This window comes from Mycobacterium syngnathidarum, from assembly GCF_001942625.1.
In the GTDB taxonomy this organism is placed as follows: Bacteria; Actinomycetota; Actinomycetes; order Mycobacteriales; family Mycobacteriaceae; genus Mycobacterium; species Mycobacterium syngnathidarum.
This window is the reverse complement of sequence record NZ_MLCL01000032.1, coordinates 80,180-95,215: the sequence shown is the minus strand read 5'-3', so window position 1 is coordinate 95,215 and position 15,036 is coordinate 80,180. Positions and strand designations below refer to the sequence as shown.

14 protein-coding genes are annotated in these 15,036 nt (G+C 65.9%); 7 read left to right on the top strand and 7 right to left on the bottom strand.

Features of this window, described 5'->3' with window-relative positions:
- The first annotated feature begins 9 nt into the window (after window positions 1–9).
- The 3 genes from BKG60_RS10240 to BKG60_RS10230 are packed head-to-tail and all read left to right on the top strand — an operon-like array spanning window position 10 to window position 2,491.
- Entirely contained in the window at window positions 10–1,278 is a 1,269-nt protein-coding gene (locus tag BKG60_RS10240) for an aromatic ring-hydroxylating oxygenase subunit alpha (RefSeq protein ID WP_070945442.1), read from the top strand.
- 2 nt (window positions 1,279–1,280) lie between these two features.
- Window positions 1,281–1,616, top strand: coding sequence for a hypothetical protein (locus BKG60_RS10235; RefSeq protein WP_070185796.1), 336 nt, complete (start codon window positions 1,281–1,283; stop codon window positions 1,614–1,616).
- Window positions 1,617–1,645: 29 nt separating this feature from the next.
- Entirely contained in the window at window positions 1,646–2,491 is an 846-nt protein-coding gene (locus BKG60_RS10230; RefSeq protein WP_070185795.1) for a TauD/TfdA dioxygenase family protein, read from the top strand.
- Between the two features lie 7 nt (window positions 2,492–2,498).
- Here BKG60_RS10230 and BKG60_RS10225 read toward each other — a convergent pair whose 3' ends face one another.
- Window positions 2,499–3,422, bottom strand: a complete 924-nt coding sequence (locus tag BKG60_RS10225; RefSeq protein ID WP_070945443.1) for an NADP-dependent oxidoreductase — start codon at window positions 3,420–3,422, stop codon at window positions 2,499–2,501.
- Between the two features lie 21 nt (window positions 3,423–3,443).
- Window positions 3,444–3,857: a cupin domain-containing protein gene (locus BKG60_RS10220; RefSeq protein ID WP_070945444.1), complete on the bottom strand. Its 414-nt coding sequence runs from the start codon at window positions 3,855–3,857 to the stop codon at window positions 3,444–3,446.
- A 109-nt stretch (window positions 3,858–3,966) separates the two neighbouring features.
- Between BKG60_RS10220 and BKG60_RS10215 the strand changes: the two genes are divergently transcribed.
- Window positions 3,967–4,872 (top strand): LysR family transcriptional regulator, encoded by a 906-nt coding sequence (locus BKG60_RS10215; protein WP_070945445.1) that lies wholly within the window; start codon window positions 3,967–3,969, stop codon window positions 4,870–4,872.
- Here the strand turns inward: BKG60_RS10215 and BKG60_RS10210 are convergent, their stop codons facing one another.
- The 3 genes from BKG60_RS10210 to BKG60_RS10200 form a co-directional block, all read right to left on the bottom strand.
- Window positions 4,873–6,381, bottom strand: a complete 1,509-nt coding sequence (locus tag BKG60_RS10210; RefSeq protein WP_070945446.1) for a GMC family oxidoreductase — start codon at window positions 6,379–6,381, stop codon at window positions 4,873–4,875.
- 106 nt (window positions 6,382–6,487) lie between these two features.
- Window positions 6,488–7,906: a WS/DGAT/MGAT family O-acyltransferase gene (locus tag BKG60_RS10205; RefSeq protein ID WP_070945447.1), complete on the bottom strand. Its 1,419-nt coding sequence runs from the start codon at window positions 7,904–7,906 to the stop codon at window positions 6,488–6,490.
- A gap of 28 nt (window positions 7,907–7,934) precedes the next feature.
- Entirely contained in the window at window positions 7,935–9,158 is a 1,224-nt protein-coding gene (locus BKG60_RS10200; protein WP_070945448.1) for an alpha/beta hydrolase, read from the bottom strand.
- A gap of 123 nt (window positions 9,159–9,281) precedes the next feature.
- On the opposite strand from BKG60_RS10200, the gene BKG60_RS10195 reads away from it, so the two are divergent.
- The 3 genes from BKG60_RS10195 to BKG60_RS10185 all read left to right on the top strand — a co-directional run bounded on the left by BKG60_RS10195 (window position 9,282) and on the right by BKG60_RS10185 (window position 13,095).
- Window positions 9,282–11,444 (top strand): acyl-CoA dehydrogenase family protein, encoded by a 2,163-nt coding sequence (locus BKG60_RS10195; protein WP_070945449.1) that lies wholly within the window; start codon window positions 9,282–9,284, stop codon window positions 11,442–11,444.
- A gap of 251 nt (window positions 11,445–11,695) precedes the next feature.
- Window positions 11,696–12,058 carry a nuclear transport factor 2 family protein gene (locus BKG60_RS10190; protein ID WP_070945450.1) on the top strand — a complete coding sequence of 121 codons (363 nt, stop codon included), beginning with the start codon at window positions 11,696–11,698 and terminating at the stop codon, window positions 12,056–12,058.
- 134 nt (window positions 12,059–12,192) lie between these two features.
- The gene (locus BKG60_RS10185; RefSeq protein ID WP_070945451.1) at window positions 12,193–13,095 is read left to right on the top strand and encodes an alpha/beta hydrolase; all 903 of its coding nucleotides are present in this window, start codon (window positions 12,193–12,195) and stop codon (window positions 13,093–13,095) included.
- On the opposite strand, the gene BKG60_RS10180 is transcribed toward BKG60_RS10185, so the two are convergent.
- On the bottom strand, window positions 13,075–13,320 hold the full coding sequence (locus BKG60_RS10180; protein WP_070185787.1) for a hypothetical protein: 246 nt from the start codon (window positions 13,318–13,320) through the stop codon (window positions 13,075–13,077). The genes BKG60_RS10185 and BKG60_RS10180 overlap by 21 nt on opposite strands.
- On the bottom strand, window positions 13,321–14,856 hold the full coding sequence (locus BKG60_RS10175) for an APC family permease (RefSeq protein ID WP_070945452.1): 1,536 nt from the start codon (window positions 14,854–14,856) through the stop codon (window positions 13,321–13,323).
- Window positions 14,857–15,036 lie beyond the last annotated feature (180 nt).

Below are 15,036 nucleotides of genomic sequence, written 5' to 3'. Positions count from 1 at the left end.
GAGGTTCTCATGGCAACCAAGTGGCCCAAACCGGCAGAGGGATCCTGGACCGAGCACTACCCCGATCTGGGCACCGCCCCGATCCCGTTTCGCGACTCCATCTCTGAAGACTTCTATGCCCTGGAACGGGAGGCGATCTTCAAACGGGCGTGGCTCAACATCAGCCGGGTCGAGGAAACTCCCGACACCGGCAGCTACATCACTCGCCAGGTCGAGGCCGCCGACGCCTCGCTGCTGCTGGTGAAAGACCATGACGGCGCCATCCGCGCCTACCACAACGTGTGCCGCCGGCGCGGGCATACCTTGGTGCAGCCAGATTTCCGTGCCACCGAACTACGCAGCACGGGAAGCGAGTTCGAGTGCCGGCACTGCGGATGGCGGTACGCCCTCGACGGCCGGCTGATCGCGCTGCCCGATGCGGACCGCTTCACCGGGCTCGACACCGCCGACTACGGCCTGGTCGAGGTGCATTGTGATGTATGGGCCGGCTTCGTTTTCGTCAACTTCGACCGCGAGCCGCGCCAGAGCCTGCGCGACTTCCTCGGGCCCATGGTCACGGCACTCGACGACTACCCCTTCGGCAAGCTCACCGAGCGGTATGACTGGGTCGCGCACAACAACAGCAACTGGAAGATCTTCGCCGACGCCTTCCAGGAGTACTACCACGTGCCCTCGCTGCACACCCAGCAGGTGCCGCCCGAGGTACGAGACCCCAACGCCGGCTTCACATGTGGACACTTTCAACTCGACGGACCGCACCGGCTGGTCTCGACCGCAGGCACCCGGCGCTGGCTGCTGGCGCCGGAGTACATGTACCCGATCGAGCGGGCCACCCAAAGCGGCTTGGTGGGTCCGTGGCGGACGCCGGATATCGGTGCGCTCCCGATGCACGGGCTCAACCCGGGCAACATCGATCCGTGGGGCATCAGCAACTTCCAGATCTTCCCCAACCTTGAAATCCTGATCTACGGCGGCTGGTACCTGCTCTATCGCTACTGGCCGACTTCACACAACACGCACCGGTTCGAGGCATTCACCTATTTCCACCAGGCCCGCACCGTGCGCGAGCGCATCGAGCACGAGGTGGCCGCGGTGGTGCTCAAGGAATTCGCCCTGCAGGACGCCGGCATGCTCGGCGGCACCCAGGCCGCGCTCGAGTACGACGTCGTCGGCGAGTATCCGCTCAACGATCAGGAGATCCTGGTGCGGCACCTGCACAAGACGGCGGTCGACTGGGTCGGGGAATATCAGCGCGACCGCACACCGGCAGGGGTGTGACGATGGCCTCGTCCCGACTGCCCAGCGCCTTCGCCGAGCTGGAGCCTTACGCCGAAATATGGTGTCTGCCAACCGAGACCGAGCGCTGGGAGCGCCGCCTGGCCAGCACCATGCCGGAGATGCACGAGTTCTACGAAGCCTTCTTCCCCCGCGTCGAGGATGCGATCGAGTACTGCGACAAGTTTCCGCTCGACGACATTCCCGATGATGCGCTCAATCTGTTGCACCTGATCTATTCATTGATCATGGTCGCGATGTCGGTCGAGATCATGCACCAACCGGCCCCGACTGACTCCGCGGACGCCGTGATGATCCGCACCGGAGAACCACGGCCGTAACCGCACCTGACCACCGAAAGGACGCACCGATGAGTGTGCTGACCATCAACAAGTTGACGACGTCGGTGGGCGCCGAGGTTGTCGGCGTCGACCCGGAACGCCTGGGCGCCGACGACAGTCTGGCGGCCGCTGTCCTCGATGCCCTCGAAGACAACGGCGTATTGGTATTCCACGGCCTGCACTTGAATCCTGAAGCCCAAGTGGCTTTCTCACAGCGACTGGGTGAGATCGACCGATCGGCCGACGGCCATCACCCGGTCTCGGGCATCTACCCGATCACCCTGGACAAGACGAAGAACAAGGCCGCCGAGTACCTGAAGGCCACCTTCGACTGGCATATCGACGGTTGCACGCCCATGCACGACGAATGCCCGCAGAAGGCTACGGTGCTGTCCGCCCTCGAGGTCGCCGCCCGTGGTGGCGAAACCGAGTTCGCCAACACCTACGCCGCCTACGACTCGCTCGACGAGGCCGACAAGGAGCGCTACGGCACGCTACGGGTGGTCCACTCCCTCGAAGCGTCGCAGCGCCGCGTCTACCCGGACCCGACGTCCGATCAGCTGGCCCGCTGGAAGGCCCGGCCGACCCATGAGAACCCCCTGGTGTGGACCCACCGCAACGGGCGAAAGTCGTTGGTACTGGGCGCCTCCGCCGACTACATCGTCGGCATGGATCGTGACGAGGGTCGCGCGCTGCTCGCCGAACTTCTCGCGCGCGCCACCACACCGGACAAGGTCTACAGCCACAAGTGGTCCGTCGGTGACACCGTCATCTGGGACAACCAGGGCGTCCTGCACCGAGCCGCGCCCTACGAGCCCAACTCTCCGCGGCACATGCTGCGCACCACAGTGCTGGGAGACGAACCGATCCAGTAGACACACGTCAGTCGCTGTCGACGACTCTGATGATCGTCTTACCGGCGACCCGGTTCACCGGGTCGAATGCCGACACCGCATCCGCGAGCGGAAGTACCGCGCCGACAGTCGTCCGCAGGCTGCCGCTGCGGAGTTTGCGCTCCAACGTCGCGAGTTGTGCCCGGTCAGGCTCGACGACGAAGAACACCGCACGCGCATCGGCCGGCTGAACTCGCGGTGGCTCCGCGATGGTGACCAGGGTTCCGCCTGCGCGCACCAATTGCGCTGAGCGATCCAGAATCTCACCGCCGATCACGTCGAACACCACATCGACCTGACCGACGGCCTCGGCCCACGCGCCTTCCAGCTGCACGAACGCATCGGCACCCAGATCGAGCGCGGCCTCCCGCTGCGCTGCTCGGCCGGTACCGATCACCCGGGCTCCGCATTCGTGTGCCAGCTGCGCCGCGACCGATCCGACAGCGCCTGCCACACCGTGGATCAACACCGACTGCCCCGCCGCGAGACGCGCATGGTCGAACAGACCCTGCCAGGCTGTCAGGCCCGAAATCGGAAGTGCCGCCGCAACAGTGTGGTCGACATCGGCCGACAGCGGCACAAGGTTTCGCGCCTCGACCGCGACATACTCGGCGAGGGTACCGTTGCGGGCCCAGTCGGTGGGCCCGAAGACACGCTGGCCGATTGTCAGGCCCGTTGTCCCGTAGCCCAGTTCGGCGACGATGCCCGAGACCTCGTGACCTGGGACGGCCGGTGCCCGGTCCCGCCCGGCACGATCGACCCAGGTTCCCGGCCAGTCCAGCTCGCCGGGCGTGAACGCGGCCGCGTGCACCGCGACGATGACGTCATTCTCGGCGGCGTGCGGGTACGGCATCTCGGACAGCGACAGTCCGGCGGCGCCCGCTGCGCGGTCGCCGGTGATGATTGCTTTCACGGTCGTTTCCTCGTTTCTCGGTTAACCGTTCCTGATGTGGCGCGCTTCCGGATGGCGCAGATGGTCGCGGGCCTTGATCTCGTCGGGATCCAGCATGGTGATCATGTCGACACCCGGCGCACAGATGCAGACCGCCACGAACACGCTGCGCCGGTCTTGCTCCAGATTTGCGACCTGATAGTGGACCACATCTCCACCGGGCTCCCAGAAGGCTTCGCCCGCAATGATTTTCCTGGGCGCCTCGCCTTCCAGCTCGAACAGGATCGATCCTTCCAGCACATACCCGAAGACCGGCCCGGAGTGGCGGTGCGGCTGCACTCCCGGGTCGGCCGGCGGGATCTCGATGATCTGTGTCATCGCATGCGCGCCATCGGGAATCCGTGGCGGGGTGACGCACAGCAAATCGGTGACCGTGACATTGCCGGCAGCCAGCATCGTGCACTTCCTTCGTTCGAACCGTTGCCCTTCCATCAGACCAATGCCGCTTCATCAAGTCCAACGAACAATGTTGATCGTTTCTATCGCGAAACGCGATACTGAGGTCATGGAACTCCGCCAGCTCGAGTACTTCATCGCGGTCGCCAGTGAGATGAGCTTCTCCCGGGCCGCACACCAGACCCATGTTGTCCAGTCAGCCTTGTCCACGGCAGTGTCGAAACTGGAGAAGGAACTCGGCGTGGAACTGTTCGACCGGTCCAAACACCAGATCAGAATCACGCCTGCGGGAGAGTTGTTCCGCGAGCACGCCCGCCAGGTGGTCCAGACCGCGCGACTGGCCAAGGATGCGGTCAGCGCCTATCACGGGGAGCTGACCGGAACGGTCGATCTCGGGTCACTCATCTCCTTCGGCACCCTCGACGTACCGATGGTGCTCGGCGATTTCCACCGCGACTACCCGTTTGTCCGCATCCGGCTGCGGCAGAGCCAAATCGGCTCGATCGCCTACCTTTCGGCGATCACCGACGGATCCCTCGACCTGGCCCTGGTGTCAGCCCCCGACCGGTTCCCCGCGCGCGTTCAGATGCAGTTGTTGTGCTCGGAGCCGATGGTGTTCGTCTGCCGCCCCGATCATCCGCTTGCCCACCGCACCGCCGTCGAGGTCACCGAACTCTGCGATGAGGATCTGATCGGCTTCCCGCCCGAGTTCGGGCTCAGACGTCTCGTCGATGCCGCATTCGCGGCCGCCGGCGTGACGGCGCGAGTCTCGCACGAGGTGGCCCTTGAGTACTCGATCGCCGGTCGCCTGGTCACACACGGGCTCGGCACCATCGTCATGCCCGCCAGCGAAGCAGCCCATTATCCGGACCTACGTGCGATCGACATACGACCGGCGATCATGTGGGATATCTACCTCGCCTCGGCCGAACAGGCACGGCTCGGGCCCGCCAGCGCCAAACTTGCAGAGTTTCTCGTCGCCTCCGCGCCGGCGCACGCCGGAAGTGGTCGCTAGTCACGTGCCGCCCAGAACAAAGTCGGCTGCGCGGTGGGCGATCATCATGGTGGGTGCGTTGGTGTTACCCGAAGTCAAGGTCGGCATGACTGATGCGTCGATGACGCGGAGTCCGTCGATGCCGTGCACGCGCAGTTCCGGGTCCACGACCGCCATGTCATCGGTACCCATTCGGCAGGTTCCGACGGCATGGCCGATGCTGGTCTCCCGACGGGCCAGCCAGGCGTGATCCTGTTCGCCGCGGTTCAGGTATGCGCCGGCAATGCCACGCATCGCCTCGGAGCCGTCGATGACGTCCCGGGCGAGGCTCATCCCCTTGCGCAGCCGGTCAACATCGTCGCTGTCACCCAGACGCTTCAATGCGATCCGGGCCTTTCCGTCGCGCAGCCCGACCCGACCCCGAGTTTGCGGATGCATCAGCACGGTGAACACCGTGAACCCGTTGACCCGCTCGATCTCCGTCCGGCCCGTGCTGGCGTTGAGCTCGTAATGTATGGGGCTGACCGCGATTTGGAATTCCTCGGTGAAGATCTGGGCTTCGAACGGCGACATCGTGAGGATTCCGGTGCCGTGGGTCAACAAGGAACGAATGCCCTTGAGCGCACCGACCGGGCCGAGCGTGTTCGCGGTGGGCACCCTCGATTCCCAGAATTGGGTGCCGACCAGATGATCTTGGAAGTTCTCGCCGACACCAGGGAGGGCGAGTGTGGCGCCCGACGGTCCGATTCCCGAGCGCAACAGCAAGGCCGGTGAGCCGATGGCCCCGGCGCTCAAGATAACTTCCTGGCGCGCAAGAAGTTTGCGTCCCCGGCACTCAACGCTGACGGCCCGACCGTTCTCGATCAGGACCCTCGACGCTGTCGTCCTGGCCAGCACCCGAGGCCGTTGACCTCGCGGTAGCGATCGCAGGAAGCCGTGCGCCGACGAGACCCGCAGTCCTCGGCGCTGGCTGACCTGGGTTCGAGAAACACCTAGTTGCGACCGACCGTTCTGGTCCGGGTTGCGTTCGTGTCCGGCCTCCGTTGCCGCGGTGATGAACGCGTCGTCGACCTCGTGGTGGTGCCCACACCACGACACCGGAATCGGACCGGCGTCACCGCGATACGCGTCGCCACCACCGACCCAGTTCTCGATCGCCTTGAAATGCGGCAGAACCTGGTCGAACGACCATCCTGGGCATCCGGCCGCGGACCACCCGTCGTAATCTGCGGCGCGTCCGCGCACGTAGACCATGGCGTTGATCGATCCGCTGCCGCCGATGATCCGGCCGCCGGGGAATTGCTCGGCGACGTCGCCTTTGCTGGGATCGGGTGCGCACTGGTGTTTCCAGTTCGCGGTCAGGTAGAGCGAGGCTATCCCGGTGGGCACGCGGACGTCGGGCCGATGCTCGGTGCCGCCGGCTTCGATCAGCACCACATCGGCACCTGACGACGCCAGCCGTGATGCCACGATCGATCCGGCCGAACCCGCACCGACGACGACATAGTCGGCGACGTCTCTATCTGCCACGCAACGGAGCGTAACCCGGGCCGATCCGCGGCGACGCGCGCGTGCAGAAACTGTCACTGTTGCACCGCGTGTCGGCCGGCAGACACAGTCGCTCGCGGTGCAGAAGTTACTGCGGCATCGCGGATTCGACCACGGTGAGCTTGTCCGAAAGACCTGCCACCCTGCGAATCTCGCGGAACTCGTCGAGCATGCCGTCAGTCACCTCGTGGGGATCCTCCACCGTGGCATCGTCGGACAGCACCGAGATGTTGAGCTGGTCGACATAGCTCCACACCGTGATGTTGAGCCCGCTGCCGGTGGTGATCGGCCCTACCGAGTAAATCTCGGTGACGGTGGCGCCGCCGACCTTGCCGCGTTCCCGTGGCCCCGGCACGTTCGAGATGTTGAGGTTGAGCACCTTGTTCTGGCCGTCCTGATGCGACAACCATTTGAACATCGCCTCGACCGGAGCCGGCGGCATGTACGCGGCCCAGCGCGCGATCAGTTCCGGGCCGATCAGTTGATGGCTTTCCTTGGCCAGAGCGGCCGCGTCGTGCGCACGCCGCACCCGCTCCGCGGTGTCCGGAACGTCCACTGGCAATGCCACCAGCACACCGCTGAACCGGTTGCCGGAGATCCGATCCGGCGAGAAGTCGAAACTCATCGGCACCGAGGCCAACAGCGGGTGGTCGGCCTTTCCGTCGTACTTGAGTGACAGCGTGCGCAGCACTCCCGACGACATGGCCAGCACCAGATCGTTGATCGTCACCCCGAGCTTCTTGCTCGTCTCCTTGACGTCGGCCAATGCCAGTGTGGCCGTGGCGAACAGGCGCTTTTCGTCGAGGATGTGATTCATGAAACTGGGTGGCGGGGTGAAGGGCCGGGTCAGCTCGGGCGACAGCTTGCGGCTGCTGCGCCGCACCCGCCCGAACCCCTTGGCCGTGTACCGCACCGTGCCGGGCAACCGGCCTAGCTGGCGCATGTGGTCGGCGAATGCCGAGCGCACCAGTTCAGTCTTGGTGGGTGCGGGGTCGGTGGCATACGAGTCGTCGTCGCGTTCCGGTCCGTCCTGCAGGTCCATCCCGCGAGCCAAGAGATTTGCCGAGGCGACCCCATCGGCGAGGGCGTGGTGGATCTTGCCGACCACCGCGATGCGCCCATTGGCCAGGCCTTCGACCAAGTACATCTCCCACAGCGGCCGGCTGCGATCCAACGGGGCGCTACCGATCTCGCCGATGGCCTCGTCGAGCTCACGCCGCCCGCCCGGGGCGCGTACCCGCCACGGCCGCACGTGGTATTCGAGGTCGACGTCGCAGTTCTCGCGCCACATCGGGTGATGGAACTTGAACGGGATGTCGACGAGCTGATACCGGAATGGGTCCAGCTTGTGCAGCCGCCCGCGGAGCACCTCACGGAACTCGTCGACCCCGAACGTCCGATCACCCATGTCATCAAGTGCGATGACCGCGATCTTCAACGTGTGCATGTGCACGTTGGGCGTCTCTGTATACAGCAGGAACGCGTCCCACCCACTCAACCGCTTCACGGTGTCCTCCCCAGGTGTGTGGAAACGTCTATATGACCGCTTTGGCCTCATCCATCGCACGATTCCGGTGAATTTGGTTGAGGAACAAGCCAACTGCCGTTGCCATCGCCCCGGTCCTGGCGCCGTCGGTCATGTCGAAGGCATGCCCGGCCCCGGGCAGCTCAATGTAGCCGACGACGGCCCGTGACACCGCCTTGAGCTTGTCGACGAAACTGCGTGCCTGCGCCACCGGGATGACGCTGTCACCGGTACCGTGGACGACCAGGAACGGCGGCGAGTCGGGGTGGATCTGGGCGATCGGGGAGGCTTTCCGGAATATCTCCGGATGGCGATCGATCTTGCGTCCCACCACAATCCGTTCCAGGAAGTCGACAAATCGGACCCGCTCCTCGGTGGAGCGGTCTTCCCAGTCGTAGCGTCCGTAGATTCCGACCACGGCGTCGACCGAGGTGTCCGCCCCGTCGGGTAGATCCCCCTGCAGGTCCGGGTCGTTCGGGGTGAGGCCGGCGAGTGCGGCCAGGTGACCACCGGCCGAGCAGCCCGCGATCGCGACGAAGTTACGGTCACCGCCGAACTTGTCGACATTGGCACGCGCCCAGGCGATTGCGGCCTTGACGTCGGTGATGTGCCGGGGCCAGCGGTGGTGCGGGGCGACCCGGTAGTCGATCGACAGACACACCCAGCCCTGCCGGGCCAGATGCGACAGCAACGCGTAGCCCTGCAGGATCCGCCCGCCGTGCACCCAGGCGCCACCGGGAACGAACAGCAACACCGGCGCGGGATGGGCCGGCAACTGCTCGGGGCGCCACACGTCGAGCAACTGGGACGGATCGTCGCCGTAACGTACCGAGGTCCGGTAGACATCGCGCCGGTACTCAAGCGTGCGCCACAACGGCGGCATGCTGTCCGGACCCGGCCAGTCGACGGCCAGGTCAGCAGGCGAGACCACGCCGCGCAGCGCGTCCTGGGCGATCGCGTTGGTCTGCTCGCGCTCGGCCTGCCGCAAATCGCCGTTGTCCGGCGTGAGCCAAGACTTCGCCGAGGACGTGAGGAAATCGGGCAGGTGACGGAACCCCCACACACTCATGGCGGTGAGCGCGCCCAGCGGCTCCAGGTGCTTGCCCACCACCGGTAGCGAAGCCGTTGCCAAGCTAAGTGCCAGCATGTGGTCGGCAGGATTGGCGCGTAGCAACCATCGCGCGCGATCTCCGAGCGTCGGTGCGGGGTACCGGTTATCCGGTCGTGCCGTCATTGCGCGAGCGTACCCCGCAACGGATTGACTCAGGCGACAACTTCGCCGACTTGTCCAACACCTGTCAAAATGTGACCTGCATCACGTCGACGTACCCTCAAACCCCCGTTAGCTTCGCTAATCATGACGAAGTCTGCGCTGGCCATCACCGAAGAGCACCAGGACCTAGCCGACGCGGCGCTTGGGCAGCTGAACCGGCTCGACAGCCGCGCGGCCGCCCGCGCCACGCTCGCGGATGCCGGGACCTATCCCGATGAAATCTGGTCAGCCGGCGCCGAACTCGGCTGGAACGGGCTGGCCATCTCCGAAGAGTACGGCGGTTCCGGTTTCGGGCTCGCCGAGCTTGCGGTGGTGGCCGAGGTAGCCGGCCGCGAATTGTCCCCGGGTCCGTTCCTGCCGACCGTGTCAGCCTCGGTGATCATCGACCGCTACGCGCCGGAAACCCTTCGCGCCGAGCTGCTTCCGGGCCTCGCCGACGGCACCACGGTTGCCGCCCTCGGGCTGGCCGGCTCGGTGCACGTCGGCCCCGACGGCCTGCTCGGCGGCCAGGCACGCGCGGTGATCGGGGCCCCCGATGCCGGGCTACTCGTGTTGGCCGCAGGCGACGACCTGGTGATCCTGGACGCGGCGGCCGACGGCATCACCGTCACCGCACAGGATTCCCTGGACACCACGCGCAGCATCGGCGCGGTGGACCTGCGGGCCGTGGCAGTCGAGGACAGCCGGATCCTGCGCGGCACGGCGCGAGCGGCGCGCACGGTGTTCCGCATCCTCGGCTCGGCCGAAGCGGTGGGAGTGTCCTGGGCCGCACTCGACATGGCTGTCGAATACGCGAAGGTGCGCGAACAGTTCGGCCGCACGATCGGCACTTTCCAGGCCGTCAAACACCACGCGGCCAACATGCTCGTCGACGCCGAACAGACCACCGCCGCAGTGTGGGATGCCGCCCGCGCCGACAACCTCGACGGGGCGTCCTTCGCCGCCGCGGTGGCCGCCGCGCACGCCATCCGTGCCGTGGTGTTCAACGCCGAGACCAACGTTCAGTTGCACGGCGGCATCGGCTTCACCTGGGAGCACGACGCCCACCTCTACCTGCGCCGGGCCCGCACGCTGGCCGCGGTCCTCGGCGACGGTGCCGATCCGCTGATCGACGTCGTCGACGGACAACGCAGCGGGCAGGCGCACGGGGCGTCCTTCGCGCTGCCGGCAGAAGCCGAGCAGTACCGGCAGAACGCGCAGGCTGCCGCATCTGCGGTGCAGGCGCTGCCCGAGGACCAGCGTCGCGACTATCTGGTGGACTCCGGCTACCTGGTGCCGCACTGGCCCAAGCCGTATGGCCGCGCTGCGAATGTGTTGGAGCAGTTGGTAATCGAAGAGGAGTTCACCGATATCGAGCGCGCCGACATGGGCATCACCGGCTGGGTGACCCTGACCATCGCCCAAGCCGGCACCGATGACCAGCGCGAGCGGTGGGTCCTACCGGTGCTGCGCGGACAGGTCATGTGGTGCCAGCTGTTCTCCGAGCCGGGCGCGGGTTCGGACGCCGCCGCGGTGCGTACCGCCGCCAAGAAGGTCGACGGCGGCTGGCGAGTCACCGGGCAGAAAGTGTGGACCAGCTTGGCCCAGCACTGCCAGTGGGGCCTGGCCACCGTGCGCACCGACCCTGACGCGCCCAAGCACGCCGGCGTCACCATGATGGCGATCGATATGAAAGCCCCTGGGGTGACGGTGAATCCGCTGCGCGGCCTGACCGGCGACGCGCACTTCAACGAGGTTTTCTTCGATGACGTGTTCGTCCCCGACGCCGATGTGGTGGGCGATGTGAACAAGGGCTGGCTGGTGGCGCGGGCCACGCTGGGCAACGAGCGCATCTCGATCGGCGGCGGTTCGGCCGCACCGACCGGATTCGACGCCGACGAGCTGGTGGCCCTGATCGATGCGGATCCCGACGGGGCCCGCTACGTGCGACGCGCCGGTGAGGTGATCGCCGTCGGCCACACGCTGCGGCTGCTCAACCTGCGCCGGGTCAGCCGGGCCATCGCCGGAGCCGAGCCGGGCCCCGAGGGCAACGTCACCAAGCTGCTGGTGGCCGAGCACTCACAGCATCTGACTGAGCTGGGCATGGCTCTGGTCGGCTCGGCCGGGGTGACGGGCCAGACGCCGAAGCTGACGCGGGCATACCTGGGCAACCGGGCGATGACCATCGCCGGCGGGACATCGGAGATCACCCGCAACACCATCGCCGAGCGCATCCTGGGCCTGCCCCGCGACCCGCTGCTGAAGTAGGTCGGTATCTCGCGGGGGGCCGGTTTCTACCTGCCGGTCGCAGCTCCACGCGATGCACGACCCTGGCGTGGAAAGCCGCACGCACGGACGACGGGATCGACGGCTTACACCGTCGGGACCGTGCCGCCGTCGACCACGACGTCCGCACCAGATCGATGGTCACCGGATCAGTGTGGCCGCTCCCCCAAGGGGAGACTCAAGATTGCGCCTGGCCTTGACCCTCCAGTCAGCGAACGGTCGACCCTGTCGGCATGTCCATTCAGCAGAAGTGTGAAATGCCCGCGGCGGTGCGCAGGTACGTCGATGCCGTCAACGCTTTCGACGTCGACGCGGTCTTGGCCACCCTCACCCCGGATGCACTGGTCCACGACAATCAGCGTGAGTTCACCACTCCAGACGCCATCCGGACCTGGGTGCACGACGAGATCGTCGGCGATCGGGTCACGATGCAGGTCGTCGAGACGGTCCAGCGGTCCGGGGTGACGGTGCTGCGGGCCCGCTACGACGGCGACTACGACAAGACGAACCTGCCCGGGGAGCTGATCCTCACCAACTACATCGTGACCCACGATGCCCTGATCGCCTCGTTGTTCATCGTGCTGAACAAGCCCTGACACGCCACGGCGCGCCGGTTTCGGCCTGCGGGTCTCGGTGCCACGCGATGCACGACCCTGGCGGGAAACCGCACGCACGGACGACGGAGGGCCTGCTCGACATGGCGTCGAGGACACCCGGTAGAACGGTAATTGTGACTGCGAACACAGACGCCCGGCCCGCGTTTCATCCCGACCTCGAACGCATCGCCCGCTTCCTCCCGCGACAGCTGGTGACCAGGCGTTCTCTGCCGCTGCTGCAACGACTCACCGTGCTGCAGAACCGGCAGACACCCAAGGATGTCGAAGTGCTCACCCTCAGCTCAGGGGTCGGGGTGCGGCTGTACCGGCCCGCCGGCGTCGCCGAACCGACGCCGGCCCTGCTGTGGATCCACGGCGGCGGTTATGTGCTGGGCAGCCCGGCGCAGGACGATGCCCAGTGCCGGCGCTTCGCCAGGGAGCTCGGCGCCACGGTGGCCGCGGTCAAGTACCGGCTGGCTCCGCAGAACCCATACCCGGCCGGTCTGGAGGACTGCTACGCGGCGCTGAAATGGTTGGCCGCACTGCCCGCTGTCGATTCCGCGCGCGTCGCGGTGGCCGGCGCCAGCGCCGGCGGCGGGTTGGCTGCCGCGCTGGCCCTGCTCGCCCGTGACCGCGGCGAGGTGTCCCTTGCCGCTCAGATACTGATCTACCCAATGCTCGACGACCGCTCGGTGGGACCGGAGTTGGAGAATCCGGGCCATCGGCTGTGGACCCAGGGCAGCAACAGATTCGGCTGGTCGGCCTACCTGGGTGGTGCCGATCCCACCGTTGCGGTGCCGGGCCGTCGCGAGGATCTGGCCGGTCTTCCCCCGGCCTGGATCGGGGTGGGAACCCTGGACCTTTTCCACGACGAGGACATGGCTTACGCCGAGCGCCTGCGCGCCGCCGGGGTCGACTGCCAGGTGGAACAGGTGTACGGGGCGTTCCACGGTTTCGACCAGATCGCGGCGAAAACTCCGGTGGCCCAGGCCTTCATGGCCAGCCAACTGGCGCGGCTACGCGCGGCGTTTGCCTGATTCACGCTGGTGCCGTAGGTATCGGCAGGCACGTTCCAACAGGCAGCGGTCGGCTGCCGAAAGTGCCCTGGCCTTCGGGATCTGACCAGCGACGATCCTGGCGAAACGGACACACAACTGCTCGGCGGTCATGCCGAACTCCAGCCAGACGTCGTCCTCGCGTGGTCCCCCATAGGGAGCCCACGCGAGGACGAACTTCAGCAACACGCGTTCGAACGAGTCCATCTAGTCTCGAACAACGTTGTCCTCGAACACGATCCGGCCGATCAACTCGTAGCGACGCGGATCGCGCAGCTTGAAGTAGGTGGCCATACCCGCGCCGAGGACGAAGATGCCCACCACGATCCAGGGCGTCAGCTTGAACAGCAGGGTCCCCGAGGCAGTGCCCGCCGCCGCATCCTTGTGCTCCCACAGCAGGTATACGACATAAAGCATGCCGATCCCGCCGAGGCCCGGGGCGATCAGTGTCTTGAACCAGTGCTTGGAGACGGGATGGTTCTTGCGGATGTGGAAGTAGCTGATCACCGAGAAGGCGCACAGCGACTGCACGATCAGGATCGCCATGGTGCCCAGGATCGCCAGCAGTGTGTACATGTGCACGTACGGGTCCATCCCGGCGAACAGGAAGGCGAGGATGATCACCAAGGAAACGGCGCTCTGGACGAACGAGGCGATGTAGGGCGACCCGTGCGTGGGATGCGTTGCGCCGATGGTCTTCTGCAGTCCCTTGGAAAGGCCTTCGCGGCCCAGCGCGTACAGGTAGCGCGAGGCGCAGTTGTGGAACGCCATGCCGCAGGCGAAGGATCCGGTGACCAGCAGGACGTTGAACACCGTGATCGCCCACTCGCCGTAGGTGCTGCGCACCGGGGCGAAGAAGATCTCCGAGGACGTCGCGGAATCCTGCGCGAGTTCTACGGCGTGCTGCGGGCCGGTGCCTGCGATCGCCATCCAGGACACGAAAACGTAGAACAGGCCGACACCGAGCACGCTGAGCATGGTGGCCCGGGGGATGATCTTCTTCGGGTTGCGCGACTCTTCGCCGTACATTGCGGTCGATTCGAAGCCGACCCATGACCAGAACGCGAAGAACAGCCCCAAACCGGCACTGGCACCGGCGATTCCGGCTGCCGGCGTGAAGGCGCCGATGGGGTTGAGGGTATCGGCGACAGCAAAGCCCTGCGGACCTCCGCCCTTGACCAGCACCGCCAGCGCTCCCAGTGCGAGCATGACGATCTCGGTCACCAGGAACACGCCGAGCACCTTGGCGGTCAGGTTGACGTCGAAGTAGGTCAGGATCGCGTTGACCGCCAGCATCAGCAGCGCCGGGATGATCCAGTGAACGTGGATCCCCAGCTGGGATTGCATGAAGTTCTGGAAGAAGAACGAGAAGATCCCGATCAGGGAAGCCTCGAACACCACGTACGCCATGGTGATCAGACCGCCGCTGGCCATGCCGACCACCCGGCCCAGTCCGTGGGAGATATAGCCGTAGAAAGCTCCTGTGGTGGTGATGTGCTTGGCCATGGTCGCGTAGCCCACGGCGAAGAGGCCGAGGACGACGGTTGCCACGATGTAGCCGGCCGGCGCGTGCGAACCATTTCCGAAGCCGACTGCGATTGGGACGTTGCCGACCATTGCTGTGATCGGGGCGGCGGTGGCCACCGCCATGAAGATGACGCCGACGGTGCCGACGGCGTTGCGTTTCAGTCTCTGGACGTCGTGAGCTGTGTCTTCAGTCCCGGCGACAGCTTGATCGGTCATCTAGCGGGATACCTTCCAGGTAACAGTGGGACACCCGATGTGGGCTGGACCACATCCGGGCCCTACGTATATTGGCACTACCAAAATCGATTGGCAAGCACTTTCCGCAACCATTGACACAAATGGTTGCGACCGTTTACGGTGAGGCCCATCACAGCTACCGGATAGCTGGAGAGGGAG